At 59.2% G+C, this 13053-nt stretch carries 14 protein-coding genes; 9 read left to right on the top strand and 5 right to left on the bottom strand.

Annotated elements, in window-relative coordinates; all coding sequences use genetic code 11:
• Positions 1 to 20 precede the first annotated feature (20 nt).
• Both AC2ISB_RS12290 and AC2ISB_RS12285 read left to right on the top strand, forming a co-directional pair.
• On the top strand, positions 21 to 1670 hold the full coding sequence (locus AC2ISB_RS12290) for a tetratricopeptide repeat protein (protein WP_486575231.1): 1650 nt from the start codon (positions 21 to 23) through the stop codon (positions 1668 to 1670).
• Positions 1667 to 2542: a 4-(cytidine 5'-diphospho)-2-C-methyl-D-erythritol kinase gene (locus AC2ISB_RS12285; protein WP_486575229.1), complete on the top strand. Its 876-nt coding sequence runs from the start codon at positions 1667 to 1669 to the stop codon at positions 2540 to 2542. The genes AC2ISB_RS12290 and AC2ISB_RS12285 overlap by 4 nt, the downstream gene beginning before the upstream one ends.
• 10 nt (positions 2543 to 2552) lie before the next feature.
• On the opposite strand, the gene AC2ISB_RS12280 is transcribed toward AC2ISB_RS12285, so the two are convergent.
• A complete protein-coding gene (locus AC2ISB_RS12280; protein ID WP_486575227.1) occupies positions 2553 to 3554 on the bottom strand; it encodes a polyprenyl synthetase family protein in 1002 nt (333 codons plus the stop codon).
• Positions 3555 to 3617: 63 nt separating this feature from the next.
• Between AC2ISB_RS12280 and AC2ISB_RS12275 the strand changes: the two genes are divergently transcribed.
• The 3 genes from AC2ISB_RS12275 (at position 3618) to AC2ISB_RS12265 (ending at position 4876) form a co-directional block, all read left to right on the top strand.
• Positions 3618 to 3830, top strand: a complete 213-nt coding sequence (locus AC2ISB_RS12275) for a putative signal transducing protein (protein WP_339108486.1) — start codon at positions 3618 to 3620, stop codon at positions 3828 to 3830.
• A complete protein-coding gene (locus AC2ISB_RS12270) occupies positions 3830 to 4585 on the top strand; it encodes a tRNA1(Val) (adenine(37)-N6)-methyltransferase (protein WP_486575225.1) in 756 nt (251 codons plus the stop codon). Before AC2ISB_RS12275 ends, AC2ISB_RS12270 begins: the two co-directional genes overlap by 1 nt.
• Positions 4586 to 4708: 123 nt before the next feature.
• Complete coding sequence (locus AC2ISB_RS12265) at positions 4709 to 4876, top strand: YdcH family protein (protein WP_339108484.1); 168 nt, start codon at positions 4709 to 4711, stop codon at positions 4874 to 4876.
• Between the two features lie 310 nt (positions 4877 to 5186).
• Here the strand turns inward: AC2ISB_RS12265 and phbB are convergent, their stop codons facing one another.
• From phbB to AC2ISB_RS12250, 3 genes are all read right to left on the bottom strand, one after another.
• Positions 5187 to 5909 carry an acetoacetyl-CoA reductase gene (phbB, locus tag AC2ISB_RS12260; RefSeq protein WP_339108483.1) on the bottom strand — a complete coding sequence of 241 codons (723 nt, stop codon included), beginning with the start codon at positions 5907 to 5909 and terminating at the stop codon, positions 5187 to 5189.
• 78 nt (positions 5910 to 5987) lie between these two features.
• On the bottom strand, positions 5988 to 7166 hold the full coding sequence (locus AC2ISB_RS12255) for an acetyl-CoA C-acetyltransferase (RefSeq protein WP_339108482.1): 1179 nt from the start codon (positions 7164 to 7166) through the stop codon (positions 5988 to 5990).
• 222 nt (positions 7167 to 7388) lie between these two features.
• A complete protein-coding gene (locus AC2ISB_RS12250) occupies positions 7389 to 8228 on the bottom strand; it encodes an EAL domain-containing protein (protein WP_339108481.1) in 840 nt (279 codons plus the stop codon).
• A 184-nt stretch (positions 8229 to 8412) separates the two neighbouring features.
• Between AC2ISB_RS12250 and AC2ISB_RS12245 the strand changes: the two genes are divergently transcribed.
• The gene (locus AC2ISB_RS12245) at positions 8413 to 9639 is read left to right on the top strand and encodes a PAS domain-containing protein (RefSeq protein ID WP_486575221.1); all 1227 of its coding nucleotides are present in this window, start codon (positions 8413 to 8415) and stop codon (positions 9637 to 9639) included.
• Between the two features lie 9 nt (positions 9640 to 9648).
• On the opposite strand, the gene AC2ISB_RS12240 is transcribed toward AC2ISB_RS12245, so the two are convergent.
• A complete protein-coding gene (locus AC2ISB_RS12240) occupies positions 9649 to 10143 on the bottom strand; it encodes a TlpA disulfide reductase family protein (protein ID WP_486575219.1) in 495 nt (164 codons plus the stop codon).
• A gap of 81 nt (positions 10144 to 10224) precedes the next feature.
• Between AC2ISB_RS12240 and argH the strand changes: the two genes are divergently transcribed.
• From argH to lysA, 3 genes are read left to right on the top strand one after another with little or no spacing between them, the layout of a single operon-like run.
• On the top strand, positions 10225 to 11631 hold the full coding sequence (gene argH, locus AC2ISB_RS12235; protein WP_339108478.1) for an argininosuccinate lyase: 1407 nt from the start codon (positions 10225 to 10227) through the stop codon (positions 11629 to 11631).
• Entirely contained in the window at positions 11628 to 11726 is a 99-nt protein-coding gene (locus AC2ISB_RS12230) for a lipoprotein (RefSeq protein WP_339108477.1), read from the top strand. Before argH ends, AC2ISB_RS12230 begins: the two co-directional genes overlap by 4 nt.
• A gap of 54 nt (positions 11727 to 11780) precedes the next feature.
• On the top strand, positions 11781 to 13046 hold the full coding sequence (gene lysA, locus AC2ISB_RS12225; protein WP_406721435.1) for a diaminopimelate decarboxylase: 1266 nt from the start codon (positions 11781 to 11783) through the stop codon (positions 13044 to 13046).
• Positions 13047 to 13053: the final 7 nt, after the last annotated feature.

The raw sequence follows: 13053 nt of genomic DNA, 5'->3' as shown, positions 1-13053 counted from the left end.
TCGCCGCAGTCCAGGCGCCAATGGTTTCCGCGCAGCCCGCAGGGGCGTATCTGGCGGCGCGCGCTGCGACGGGTGATCATGATTACCAGCAGGCGACGGCTTATTACGGCCAGCTTCTTCAGGCAGGCGTCGTGGATATGGGCGTGGCGGAATCGGCCATGACGGCGCAGATCGTCCTTGGCAATTACGACAAGGCGGCGGCCATTGCCGAACAGATCGCCGCCAGCGACGCGCAGGCCGCCGATAGCCAGCCTGTCTTTCTTGTCCGTCTGGCCAGTGCCGTGGGCGAGGGCAAATATGACGAAGCGATGAAGCTGGTCAACGGGACGGAAAATATCGGCCCGCTTTTCACGCAGCTTTACCGCGCATGGGTCTATGTCGGCCAAGGCAATATGAGCGATGCGTTCAAAGCCTTCGATCAGGTGGCCAAGATGCCGGGGCTGCAGGGCTTTGCCGATTATCACAAAGCACTTGCGATGGCGCAGGTTGGGGATTTCGAGAGTGCCGAGAAAATTCTCTCGGGCGGGGCGGCGGACGCGATCCATGCCACGCGGCGTGGTGTGATGGCCCATGTCGAAGTGCTGTCCAACCTTGATCGCGATGCCGATGCGGTCGCGCTTCTCAAGGACGTGTTCGGGGAGTCGCTCGATCCGCAGCTTGCACAGTTGCGCAAACGTCTGGAGGCAGGGGAAACCGTGCCCTTCGATGTGGCCAACACGGCGCGCGAAGGTGTGGGCGAGCTGTATTATTCGGTGGGGGCGGCGCTGGCGGGCGGAGATGTCTCCGATACGATTCCGCTTGTCCATGCCCGCATCGCCCAATGGCTCAATCCTAAAAATGTCGATGCAACCTTGTTGGCCGCTTCTATTCTGGATCAGCAAGACCAGCATGATCTTGCTATCGCGACCTATAATGAAGTGCCCGCCGATAGCACGGTCTATTATGCGGCAGAGCTGGGCAAGGCCGAGACCATGATGCGCGCGGATCGCGCCGATGAGGCGATCAAGGTCGTGCAGGGCGTGGCCAAGGACGATCCCGAATTGCCGGGCGTCTGGGTGTCTCTGGGGGACATGCTGCGCCGTGAACAGCGCTTCGCCGAGGCCGCCGATGCCTATCAGCAGGCGCTGTCGCGTCTGCAATCGCCGCAGCCGCGGGACTGGTTCGTGTATTATGCCGCCGGTATTGCCGATGAGCGGTCCGATAAATGGGATCGCGCCGAAGGAGAATTCCGCAAGGCACTGGAGCTGAACCCGGGCCAGCCTTCGGTGCTGAACTATCTTGGCTATTCCTATGTGGAAAAGGGCGAGAACCTTGACGAGGCGCTGAAGATGATCCGGCAGGCGGTCAAGGCATCGCCGGATTCGGGCTATATTATCGACAGTCTGGGCTGGGCGTTGTTCCGTCTGGGGCGCTATGGCGAGGCGGTGAAAGAGATGGAGAAAGCGATCACGCTGGAATCCGTCGATCCGCTGGTCAATGACCATCTGGGCGATGCCTACTGGGCTGTGGGCCGCAAGCGCGAGGCGCAGTTCCAATGGAAGCGCGCGATTGCTTTCGGGCCGGGGGAAGATGTCGATATGGATCGCGTCAAGCGCAAGCTGGAGGTCGGCCTTGATGCCGTGCTGAAGGAAGAGGGCGCACCGCCGCTCAAGGCGCAGCCGGTTCAATGAGCCTCTCGGATATAGCGCCTGCAAAGGTCAACCTGTCGCTTGCGGTGACGGGGCGACGGGCAGATGGCTATCACACGCTTGAAAGCCTTGTGGTCTTTGCAGGCTTCGGGGACCGGCTGACGGTTGAGGTGCATGACAGCTTGGACTTGCAGGTCGATGGCCCCTTTGCCGAAGGGGTGCCGGTGGATGCGCGCAATCTGGTCCTGAAGGCCGCGCATCTGCTACAGCGCGAAACTGGCACGACGCAGGGCGCACGGATCCGGCTGACCAAGACCCTGCCGCATGGTGGCGGGATTGGCGGCGGCTCTTCGGATGCGGCGGTCGCCTTGCGTCTTCTGGCGCGGCTTTGGGATGTGCCCGCGATTGCCCCCGAATGCGCGGTTGCGCTTGGGGCCGATGTGCCGGTCTGTATGCAGGCACCCCAGCCGCAGATCATGCGGGGCATTGGCGAGGTGCTGAGCGCGGCTCCCGTACTGCCGGAATGTTGGCTTGTTCTGGTCAATCCGAGGGTCGAAACCCCCACAGGCGCGATGTTTCAGGCTTTGGGGCGTAAGGCCCCTGCACCGTCCGATGTGGCATTAACTGTGCCTCTGGGGATGGGACACGCGGCATTCGCGCTTTGGCTTGCCGCATATGGCAATGACTTTGCCGATGTGCTGACCGATCCGGCGTCAGCCGTCTATCTGCCTGAAATTACCCAGATCCTGCAGGCGCTTGCCGATCAGGACGGATGTCTGATGCAAAATCTTTCCGGCTCGGGCAGCACCTGCTGGGGCGTCTTTGCCACGCAGCAGGCGGCAGAAGCTGCGGCGCGCCGATTGGCACAGAAAAACGCCGGCTGGTGGGTCCAGCCGGCGCAGATGTTGTCCTGATCGTCGTGCCTTAGCGCACGCGGGCCACTACGTAATCGGCCAGATCGTCCAGCATGTCGCGCAGCGGATGCGCGGGCAGGGCGCTCAGCGCCGCGCGCGCCTGATCCGCCCAGAGGATCGCCGCATCGCGGGTCGCCGCCAGCGTGCCATGTTTCGCCATCAGCGCCATCGCCTGTTCCAGATCGCTGTCCTGCTGGTCGCCCTTCTCGATGACGCGGCTCCAGAAGGCGCGCTCGGTCTGGTCTGCGGCGGCCACCGCTTTGATGACGGGCAGGGTCAGCTTGCGCTCGCGGAAATCATCGCCGGTATTCTTGCCGATGACATCGGTCACCCCGCCGTAATCCAGCAGGTCATCGACCATCTGGAAGGCAATCCCCAACGCATCGCCATAATCGAACAGCGCCTTCTCGGCGGTCTCGTCAGCCTCGGCCAGAACGCCGCCCACTTGGGTTGCTGCCGAAAACAGCGCCGCCGTCTTGCCGCGGATCACTTGCAGATAGGTATCCTCGGTGGTCGAGAGATCCTGCGCGGCGGTCAGCTGGAGCACCTCGCCTTCGGCAATCACCGCAGAGGCGTTCGACAGGATGCCCAGCACGCGCATATTGTCGGGCTCGGTCATCAGCTGGAAGGCGCGGGCGAAAAGGTAATCGCCCACCAGAACGCTGGATTTATTGTCCCACAGCAGGTTCGCGGTCGGGCGGCCACGGCGCTGCGCGCTTTCATCGACCACATCGTCATGCAGCAGCGTTGCGGTGTGGATAAATTCGACGGTCGCCGCCAGATGCACGTGATAGGGGCCGTTATAGCCACAGATGCGCGCGGCGGCCAAGGTCAGCATCGGGCGCAGACGCTTGCCGCCGGCCTCGACCAGATGCGCGGTGACTTCCGGAATGCGCGGCGCATGTTTCGACGCCATTTTCTCGCGGATCAGGGTGTTCACCGCCTCCATGTCGCCGGCCAGAGCCTGCGCAAGCCGGTCATGCGGTTTTACTGCCTTGTCGTCGAGGCTCATGTTCCTTGTCCTTCCCGCTCTCCCCATCTCGACAGGCCAAGGGCCTGAGGCTAATGAGGATGAATGAAAGAGCTTCTGCGCACGACAAATCCCGTGAAATTGGCCTTCGCCAAAGCCCTTCTTACCGGCGAGGGTATAAACAGCTTTGAAATGGACGTCCATATGAGCGTGCTCGAAGGCAGCATAGGGATTTTGCCGCGTCGTCTTATGGTCACGGACGGGGATCTGGCGCGGGCGCGGAGGGTGCTGGACGATAACGAGATCGGGCCGGAGTGATGTTTGCCGCCGAAGACCTGACCTGTGACGATTTTATCGGGGGCGCTTTGCGCATCTATCAGCCGCGCCACGGTTATCGTGCGGCGATGGACCCCGTGCTGCTGGCGGCGGCCTGCGGGGCGCGGGCGGGCGAAAGCGTGCTGGAACTGGGCTGCGGGGCAGGGGTGGCCAGCCTCTGTCTGGGGCGGCGGGTCGAGGGGGTGGCGCTGCACGGGCTGGAGGTGCAGCCCGCCTATGCCGATCTGGCGCGACGCAATGCGCAGGCCAACGGGCTGGCGCTGACGGTGCATGAGGGCGATCTGGCGCAGATGCCCGCTGCGCTGCGGCAGATGAGCTTTGACCATGTCATCGCCAACCCGCCCTATTTTGCGCCGCAGAACGGAACGGCGGCGCGGGATGCGGGGCGCGAGACCGCGCAGCGCGAAGACACTCCTCTGGCGGAATGGGTGCGCCAAGGGGTGAAGCGGCTGAAGCCCTCGGGCCATTTGGTGCTGATCCAGAATGCCGACCGTCTGGATGATATCCTTTTTGCGCTGCACGGGCGGGCCGGAGCGATTCGGATTTTGCCGATTGCAGCGCGTCAGGGGCGCGATGCGGGGCGGGTGATTGTTAGCTCACGAAAAGGTGCAAAGACGCCGCTTCGCCTTCTGGCGCCCTTGGTTCTGCATGCACGCGCATATCACGCAGGGGATGCCGAGGACTTGAGCGAAGTTGCGCAGTCTATACTGCGTTTTGGGCAAAACTTGCCGATCTGACTTTAACATTTTTGCAATAATTCGCCGGCCAATCTGAGCGTGACCCTGAGAGCGCGACAAATTCGTGACAGAAACGAAAAAACGTGCTGAACTGTAAGGGCTCATACAGAGAGGAGACTGCCCATGTCGCTTAGTTCGCATATCACCGAACTCCGCAAGAAGCACCAGGCTCTGTCCGCCGAGGTTGAGCGCGCGACGCGAAATCCTGGCTTCCCTGGGCTCGAAATTGCCCAGATGAAGAAGCAGAAACTGCAGATCAAGCAGGAGATCGCGCGTCTCGAGCAGGCGTGACCTCACTGTTGTGGCCCTTTAGGGCCTCAGCGCAGCACCTTTAGCAAGGTTGCGCGGTCTTCATCCGAAGAAGCTGGCCAGCACCGCGCTCCCTAGTCCGGAACATATCCTGAAAGATACGTAGAAACGTATCTGGAATAAAATGATAGCGATCGGCAGAACGTCTTTGCCGGACCGCTCCCCCTGTGTCTGCCTGTCGAGAACGGACGGGTGATCTAGGGAGGTCAAAAAGGAAAGGCCCGCAGATGCGGGCCTTTTTTCGGATCGCGTCATATCTTCGCCGGCCAGAACGCCTTACGCAAGATACGCCTTACGAAAGATACTGGCCACCATTGGCCGACAGGGTCGAGCCGGTAATGAAGCCCGCGTCATCCGACGCAAGGAAGACCACCGCACGCGCGATATCCTCCGGCTCCCCCAAGCGACCGACGGGGATCGTGCTGATAATGGCTTCGCGCACTTTCTCCGGCACGGCCATAACCATTTCGGTCGCAACATAGCCCGGGCAGATCACGTTGACGGTGATGTTGTTGCGCGCGCCCTCTTGCGCAAGCGCCTTGGTAAAGCCGATATCGCCTGCTTTCGCTGCCGAATAGTTGGCCTGACCGAATTGCCCCTTCTGACCGTTGATCGACGAGATGTTGATCACGCGACCGAATTTACGTTCGCGCAGCCCCGGCCAGAGCGGATGGGTCATGTTGAAGATGCCCGTCAGATTGGTGCCAATGACCTGATCCCACTGATCTTTCGTCATTTTATGGAACGGTGCATCGCGCGTGATACCGGCATTGTTGACCAGCACTTCCACGGGGCCAAGGTCCGCCTCGACTTTGGCGATCCCTGCGGCGCAGGCATCGTAATCGGCAACCGACCATTTATAGGTCGGGATACCGGTCTCTTCCGTGAACTTCGCGGCGGCCTCGTCGTTACCTGCATAGTTGGCGGCAACCTTATAGCCTGCGGCTTTAAGGGCCTTTGCGATGGCTGCGCCAATTCCGCGCGAACCGCCGGTGACGAGTGCAACTCTGGACATTCTCTTCCTCCTGGGTCCTGTTTCATCGAACCCTAATGCGTCTTAACTTTTGTTTCTTTTGTGCTTTGGTCGAGAGGCTCAGAGCCCCTCGATGCACATTGCAACACCCATGCCACCACCAATACACAGCGTGGCGAGGCCTTTTTTGGCTTCGCGGCGCTTCATTTCGAACAGAAGCGTGTTCAGAATGCGCGCGCCGCTGGCCCCGATCGGGTGACCGATTGCGATGGCGCCGCCATTCACGTTAACCTTGGACGTATCCCAGCCCATATCCTTGTTGACCGCACAAGCTTGCGCCGCAAAGGCTTCGTTCGCTTCGATCAGATCCAGATCCGCTGGCGACCAGCCTGCTTTTTCCAGCGCTTTGCGCGACGAGGGGATCGGGCCACAGCCCATGATCGACGGATCAAGACCCGCCGTCGCATAAGAGGCGATTCGCGCCATCGGGGTCAGGCCGCGTTTCGCGGCTTCTTCCTCGGTCATCAGCAAAACAGCCGCTGCCCCGTCATTGATGCCGGATGCGTTGCCTGCGGTGACGGTTCCCCCCTCACGCATGAATGCGGGGCGCAATTTCTGCATGCTTTCGATGGTCGCCCCATGACGGATATATTCGTCAGAATCGACGATGATGTCGCCTTTGCGAGTCGAGATCGTGAACGGCACGATTTCATCTGCAAAGCGTCCGGCTTTTTGCGCGGCCTCGGCTTTTTGTTGCGATGCCAGCGCGAATTCATCCTGCATCTCGCGGGAGATTTCCCATTGGGACGCCACGTTTTCGGCCGTTTGCCCCATGTGGTATCCGTTGAACGCGTCCCAAAGACCGTCTTTGATCATCGAGTCGATCATTTTCATGTCGCCCATTTTGGTGCCAGCGCGAAGATGCGCGACATGGGGAGACATCGACATGTTTTCCTGACCGCCTGCGATAACAATGGAAGCGTCGCCCAGCATGATGTGCTGTGCCGCCAGCGCAACTGTGCGCAGACCCGAGCCGCAGACTTGGTTGATGCTCCAAGCGGCTGATTCAATGGGCAGCCCAGCGTTGATATGCGCTTGACGTGCCGGGTTCTGACCCTGTCCCGCTGTCAGGACTTGTCCCAGAATGGTTTCCGATACATCGGCTTTTTCGATGCCTGCGCGTTCAACCACGGCCTCAAGGACTGACTTTCCCAAGTCATGTGCGGGAACATTGGCGAAAGACCCGTTGAAGCTACCGACGGCAGTACGTGCCGCTGAAACAATGACGACATTGGTCATAATGTAATCCTCCTAAGAAGCAGCCATAGGGCCGCGCTTGAACCGCAGGATGGCGACTCAAGGCAGGAGGTCAAGTGCTAATCGTAAAGGAGTGCGGTGTATTTTGAAATTTTATTGCTTTTTGGATTTGCAAGCGACCGCGACTCGGTCAGCCGTGCAGGCAAAGACCGAGATGCTTTGTCAAAAACAATCTTAGATTTACACAGGGAAGTATCAAACTCTTTATGCACGCATCCGGCCAGCGGGTGGTGTTTTCCAAGGTGGCATAATTGTCGGCGCACCGAAATAGTAACCTTGCATGCAATCAATGCCCAAAGAGGTCAAAAATGCGGCATCATCACAGTTTTCAACGGCCTCTGCGACGGTGAACATTTCGAAATGCCGTGCAACAGACATCAGTGCTTCGGTCAGCACCTGATTGTCCGAGTTCTCGGAAATTCCTTTGATGAACTGGCCGTCAATTTTCAGGATGTCAAAGTAGAATTCCCGTAAATAGCGGAAAGAAGTATACCCCGCGCCGAAATCATCCAGAGCAAAGGCGACGCCTCTGGCCTGTAGATCTTGCATGAAGACCGTGACGAGTTCGGGCATCTGCATTGCAGAACTTTCGGTAATTTCCAGAATAAGCCGTTCGGCAATTGTTTCGTCAACCGCAAGGCCTTTATTCAGCGTTTTCATCCAGTTGGGATATCCGATTGACCGCGCGGACATGTTGACCGAAAGGCGCAGAGCCTCGTTTTCGCGCAGAGCCTGCAGCCCGGCCTCAAGGGCGAGACAATCGAGTTTACGCCCGAGCGATGTATCTTCGACGGTTTCGATGAAATCTTTTGCAGGTATCACTCGACCACGTTCGTCGAGAACGCGGATAAGCCCTTCGTAAAACGCAACCTGATCGGGACGGGAGGTTTGCACAACGGGCTGGAAGGCCAGAACGACATCATGGCGCTCGACTGCTCTTTCGACCATCGCAATCGTGTTCTTGTCGCGCTGCGCAATGGCGAAAGAGAGCGGGCTGTCCGAATTTTGTTCAGTATATAGATCGATATTCGAATCGCTTTGCATTGTGGCGCTCCGTCTCTGGGTGCTCCAAGACTGGCGTGTGAGGGCTAAGATTTTGTAAATAGGAATTTTCTCCTCGCTTTATGGTAAATGAAGCTTGAAGGCCGCAAGGTTTAGGCCTGTAAACCAAACTGTAACCGCGTTGCCTGTATGACTGGGTCAGATCCAGGCAAAGAGGCTTTTGTTTATGAACGCGCAAACCGGTTTCTCGACGACTCACGAAAGTGAGGCTCCGTTCGGTTTTGATGAGCTCTTCTATTCCCGTACGGACAAGCGCGGCGTCATTCAGGCTGGGAATGATGTGTTTCAGCGCGTCGCCGGTTTCTCGTGGGACAAGCTTATCAACGCCCCCCACAAGATCGTGCGGCATAAGGATGTCCCCAAGGGCGTTTTCTGCATTATGTGGGATTCGATCCAGAAGGGGAATCCGATTGGGGCCTATGTGAAGAATCGCTGCGAGAATGGCGATTACTATTGGGTTCTGGCTGTTGTCCTCCCGATCGATGGCGGCTATCTCAGTGTGCGTTTGAAACCTTCCAGTGACGTGTTTCAGCGAATCAAGGAGATTTATCCGCAGCTGGTCGAACGCGAACAGCGCGAGGGGCTGACGGCGGAAGAGTCGGCCTCCTTGCTGCGCGAGGAAGCGGAATCTCAGGGGTTTTCCAGCTATACAAGTTTCATCGCCTATGCGCTTGGACAGGAACTGGCCAAGCGGGACGAGCGTCTGAAACGGGCGACAGACCGGAGGACGCGCATTCTGGCAGAGATGAATCATGCGCTTGAACAGGCGACGGAGCAGCAGATGAAACTGCTGCGCAGCTTCGAAGCGTTGCAATCTGTGCCCAATAACATGCGCATTGTGGCCTCGCGGATGGAGCCTTCGGGCGGGCCGGTCTCGGCAATTTCTGAAAATTACAAAGCCAGCTCGCAAGTGATCTCCCAGCGTCTTGCCAGCTTTGTGGGCGGACATGACAATATGTGCGAGCGGCTATCGCGCGAGGTGGCGCGTGTTCTGTTCCTGATCGGTTGCAACCGCGTTATGTCGGAAATGGTTGTGAATATTGATAAAAGCGTGCCGGTGCCACAAATTGACTGGTTTGCGGAGAAAGAGCTTCTGCACGGGCTGGAAACGCAATGTACCGAGGATGCCCGCGCGGCAATGTCGCGGGCGGTCGGCTATGCCGCAGAGCTGAACCGTGCCAGCGCGGATATCCGGCGCCAGATGCTGGGCCTTGATACGATCCGCGTTCTGGGGAGGGTCGAATGTGGTCGGATGCGCGATGTTGGCGGGTTGTCGACCACGATTGACCAGCTTGATTCTTTCCATGCCGATATCAAAGAGCGGCTGGAAGCGATCATGCAACTTTCGGAAGTCATCGAGAACGCGATGTCGTCCTATATGCGTAGTTCCTGAGCGGACCGGTCAGGCCGGATCTGAAATAACGGCGCGCAAAAGGGTTTGCGCGTCTGTTCCCGCCCAATCGGCTCCCCCGATCAAGCGGGCAATCTCTTGCCCCTCGCGATTGACGATAAGGGTCACGGGAAGTCCCAGCACGCCTAATGATCGGGCCGCACGTTGGGATTTATCGGTGAATTTGGGAAGGTTTTCCACGCCGATATCTGCAAAAAACCGGTCGATCTTTTCTGGCGGATTGCGGCCGCTGGCGATTGTCACCACCGCCAGATCTTTGCCGCCAATCGTTTTTTGTAATTTTTCCAATGCGGGCATCTCTTCCCGGCAGGGCACGCACCACGTTGCCCAGAAATTCACCACAACGACTTTGCCCCTATAGTCCGAAAGATGATGGGTTTTCCCGCCTTCGTCCTGAAATTCCAGTTCAGGCAGATCGATTGGCGCGTTATAGGTAACCAGCTTCTGCATCTCTCCGGTCTTGAGCGGATCAAGCTCTGCAGCCATCGCCGCATTTGCACCAAGCGCGAGGGCCGTATAAAGGACGAGGGACCGCAGCATTTTGCCTCCAGATGACAGGGCCGAAAGATGACCGAACAGACCAGCGAACCGAAATCCTCCAACGCAATGTGGGGCGGGCGTTTCGCCGCAGGTCCCGACGCGATCATGGAGGCGATCAATGCCTCGATCGGGTTTGACCAGCGTCTTGCCGCACAGGATATCCGGGGCAGCCGGGCCCATGCGGCGATGTTGGCCGCGCAGGGCATCATCACTGATAGCGATGCAAGTGCCATCAGGGAAGGTCTTCTCACCGTTTTGTCAGAGATCGAGGGTGGCAAATTCACCTTCTCGACCGCGCTGGAAGATATCCACATGAACGTCGAGGCGCGCCTCAAAGAGATCATCGGTGAGCCCGCAGGCCGTCTGCACACCGCGCGGTCGCGCAATGACCAAGTGGCCACCGACTTCCGTCTTTGGGTCCGTGATCAATGTGATGCGGCGATCAACGGCCTGCAGTCGCTGATCAAATCGCTGATCGGTCAGGCCGAGGCGGGCGCGGATTGGGTGATGCCGGGCTTTACCCATTTGCAGACCGCGCAGCCGGTCACCTGGGGCCACCACATGATGGCCTATGTCGAAATGTTTGCGCGCGATCTGGGCCGTTTCACCGATGCCCGCAAACGGATGAACGAATCCCCTCTGGGGGCGGCGGCTCTGGCGGGCACCGGTTTCAATATCGACCGCCACGCCACGGCGAAGGCACTCGATTTCGACCGTCCGATGGCCAATAGCCTTGATGCCGTGTCCGACCGTGACTTCGCGCTGGAATTCCTTTCTGCTTCGTCGATCTGCGCTGTGCATATGAGTCGTCTGGCCGAAGAGCTGGTGATCTGGTCCTCCGCGCAATTCCGTTTTGTGGCGATGTCGGACAAATGGTCGACCGGTTCCTCGATCATGCCGCAGAAGCGCAACCCCGATGCGGCCGAACTGATCCGCGCCAAAATCGGCCGTATCCTTGGCGCGACGGTTGCGCTGTTTACCGTGATGAAGGGGCTGCCGCTGGCCTATTCCAAGGATATGCAGGAAGACAAGGAACAGGTCTTCGATGCAGCCGACAACCTGATGCTGGCGCTGGCGGCGATGTCGGGCATGATTGCCGATCTGACCGTGAACACCGAAAAGCTGGAGGCGGCGGCCTCCAGCGGCTTCTCCACCGCGACCGATCTGGCCGATTGGCTGGTGCGCGAGGCGGGGCTGCCCTTCCGTGACGCACACCATGTGACGGGCACGCTGGTTGCGATGGCCGAGGATAAGGGATGCGACCTGCCCGATCTGACGCTGGCTGATATGCAATCGGTCAATGCGGCCATCACGGATGAAATCTTCACGGTGCTGGGGGTGCATAACTCGGTCGCGTCGCGTATGTCCTATGGCGGCACCGCGCCTGCGCAAGTCCGCGCCCAGATCGCGCGCTGGAAAGAGGCGCAGGCATGAAGGCCGCGCTTGTCCTAGCGCTTCTGGCACTGGCGGCCTGCGGGGTCGAAGGCCCGCCGGTGCCCCCGTCAGAAGCGGCCCAACAGACCCCGTAATGCTTGAGGCCGCCGGTTCCGGCGGCCCCGTCACATCATATCCGGAAGACTTTCATGGATCATTTCACGTATAAAAACGGTGCGTTGCATGCCGAGGATGTGCCCGTATCGGAGATCGCCAGATCGGTTGGCACGCCGGTCTATATCTATTCGGCTGCCACGCTGGAACGTCACTTCAAACTGTTCCAGGAGGCCCTTGGCTGGACCGACCATCTGATCTGTTTCGCAATCAAATCGAACAGCAATCTGGCGGTTCTGAAGCTGCTGGGCGATCTGGGGGCGGGCATGGATGTGGTCTCGGGCGGCGAGTATCGTCGTGCCAAGGCTGCGGGCGTTCCGGGCGAGCGGATCGTCTTTTCCGGCGTCGGCAAGACCCGCGAAGAGATCGCTCTGGTTCTTGATGGCGGCATCCGTCAGTTCAATGTGGAATCCGAGCCCGAACTTCTGGCCATTTCGGAAATCGCGGCAGCCAAGGGGCTGAAGGCGCCGATCGCGCTGCGCGTGAACCCCGATGTGGATGCCAAGACCCATGAGAAGATCGCGACCGGCAAATCCGAGAATAAATTCGGGATTCCAATTGCTAAGGCGCAGGCCGTCTATGCGATGGCCGCCACGCTGCCGGGGATCGAAGTCATGGGCATCGACGTTCATATCGGCTCGCAGCTGACCGATCTCGAGCCCTTTGAAGCCGCCTTCAACAAGGTGGCCGAATTGACCCGCGCCCTGCGCGCCGATGGCCATGATATCCGTCGCCTCGATCTGGGCGGTGGTCTGGGCATCCCCTATCAGCGCGACAATAACGCGCCGCCGCTGCCGATTGAATATGGCGAGGTGATCCGCCGCGCCGTGGGGGATCTGGGCTGCGAGATCGAGATCGAGCCGGGCCGTCTGATTTCCGGCAATGCCGGTATTCTGGTCTCGGAGGTCATCTATCTGAAGGAAGGCGAGGGCCGGAACTTCCTGATTCTCGACGCGGCGATGAATGATCTGGTGCGCCCCTCGATGTATGGTGCCCATCACGACATCATTCCGGTGGTCGAGGCTCAGGCCGGTGTCGAGCAAGCGCCTTTTGATGTGGTGGGGCCCGTTTGCGAGACCGGTGACACTTTTGCCAAAGCCCGCAATCTTCCGCCTGTAGGGGCTGGAGATCTGGTGGCATTCCGCTCGGCAGGGGCCTATGGTGCTGTTATGGCATCCGAATATAACTCGCGCCCGCTGATCCCCGAGGTTCTGGTGCGTGGTGATCACTTCGCTGTCATCCGTCAAAGACCAAGCTTTGAGGAAATGCTGTCTCGCGATAGCATTCCCGAGTGGCTCTAAACGCGCC

Source organism: Thioclava sp. NS-SX20 (assembly GCF_057380695.1).
The sequence above is the reverse complement of the archived record's forward strand: the minus strand, read 5'-3'. Positions and strand labels throughout refer to the sequence as shown.

What these genes read in the sequence shown, in the direction of transcription:
- AC2ISB_RS12290 (WP_486575231.1), top strand. Translation starts at nt 21, where the DNA reads ATGGTTTCCGCGCAGCCCGCAGGGGCGTATCTGGCGGCGCGCGCTGCG.
- AC2ISB_RS12285 (WP_486575229.1), top strand. Translation starts at nt 1,667, where the DNA reads ATGAGCCTCTCGGATATAGCGCCTGCAAAGGTCAACCTGTCGCTTGCG.
- AC2ISB_RS12280 (WP_486575227.1), bottom strand. Translation starts at nt 3,554, where the DNA reads ATGAGCCTCGACGACAAGGCAGTAAAACCGCATGACCGGCTTGCGCAG.
- AC2ISB_RS12275 (WP_339108486.1), top strand. Translation starts at nt 3,618, where the DNA reads ATGAAAGAGCTTCTGCGCACGACAAATCCCGTGAAATTGGCCTTCGCC.
- AC2ISB_RS12270 (WP_486575225.1), top strand. Translation starts at nt 3,830, where the DNA reads ATGTTTGCCGCCGAAGACCTGACCTGTGACGATTTTATCGGGGGCGCT.
- AC2ISB_RS12265 (WP_339108484.1), top strand. Translation starts at nt 4,709, where the DNA reads ATGTCGCTTAGTTCGCATATCACCGAACTCCGCAAGAAGCACCAGGCT.
- phbB (WP_339108483.1), bottom strand. Translation starts at nt 5,909, where the DNA reads ATGTCCAGAGTTGCACTCGTCACCGGCGGTTCGCGCGGAATTGGCGCA.
- AC2ISB_RS12255 (WP_339108482.1), bottom strand. Translation starts at nt 7,166, where the DNA reads ATGACCAATGTCGTCATTGTTTCAGCGGCACGTACTGCCGTCGGTAGC.
- AC2ISB_RS12250 (WP_339108481.1), bottom strand. Translation starts at nt 8,228, where the DNA reads ATGCAAAGCGATTCGAATATCGATCTATATACTGAACAAAATTCGGAC.
- AC2ISB_RS12245 (WP_486575221.1), top strand. Translation starts at nt 8,413, where the DNA reads ATGAACGCGCAAACCGGTTTCTCGACGACTCACGAAAGTGAGGCTCCG.
- AC2ISB_RS12240 (WP_486575219.1), bottom strand. Translation starts at nt 10,143, where the DNA reads ATGGCTGCAGAGCTTGATCCGCTCAAGACCGGAGAGATGCAGAAGCTG.
- argH (WP_339108478.1), top strand. Translation starts at nt 10,225, where the DNA reads ATGACCGAACAGACCAGCGAACCGAAATCCTCCAACGCAATGTGGGGC.
- AC2ISB_RS12230 (WP_339108477.1), top strand. Translation starts at nt 11,628, where the DNA reads ATGAAGGCCGCGCTTGTCCTAGCGCTTCTGGCACTGGCGGCCTGCGGG.
- lysA (WP_406721435.1), top strand. Translation starts at nt 11,781, where the DNA reads ATGGATCATTTCACGTATAAAAACGGTGCGTTGCATGCCGAGGATGTG.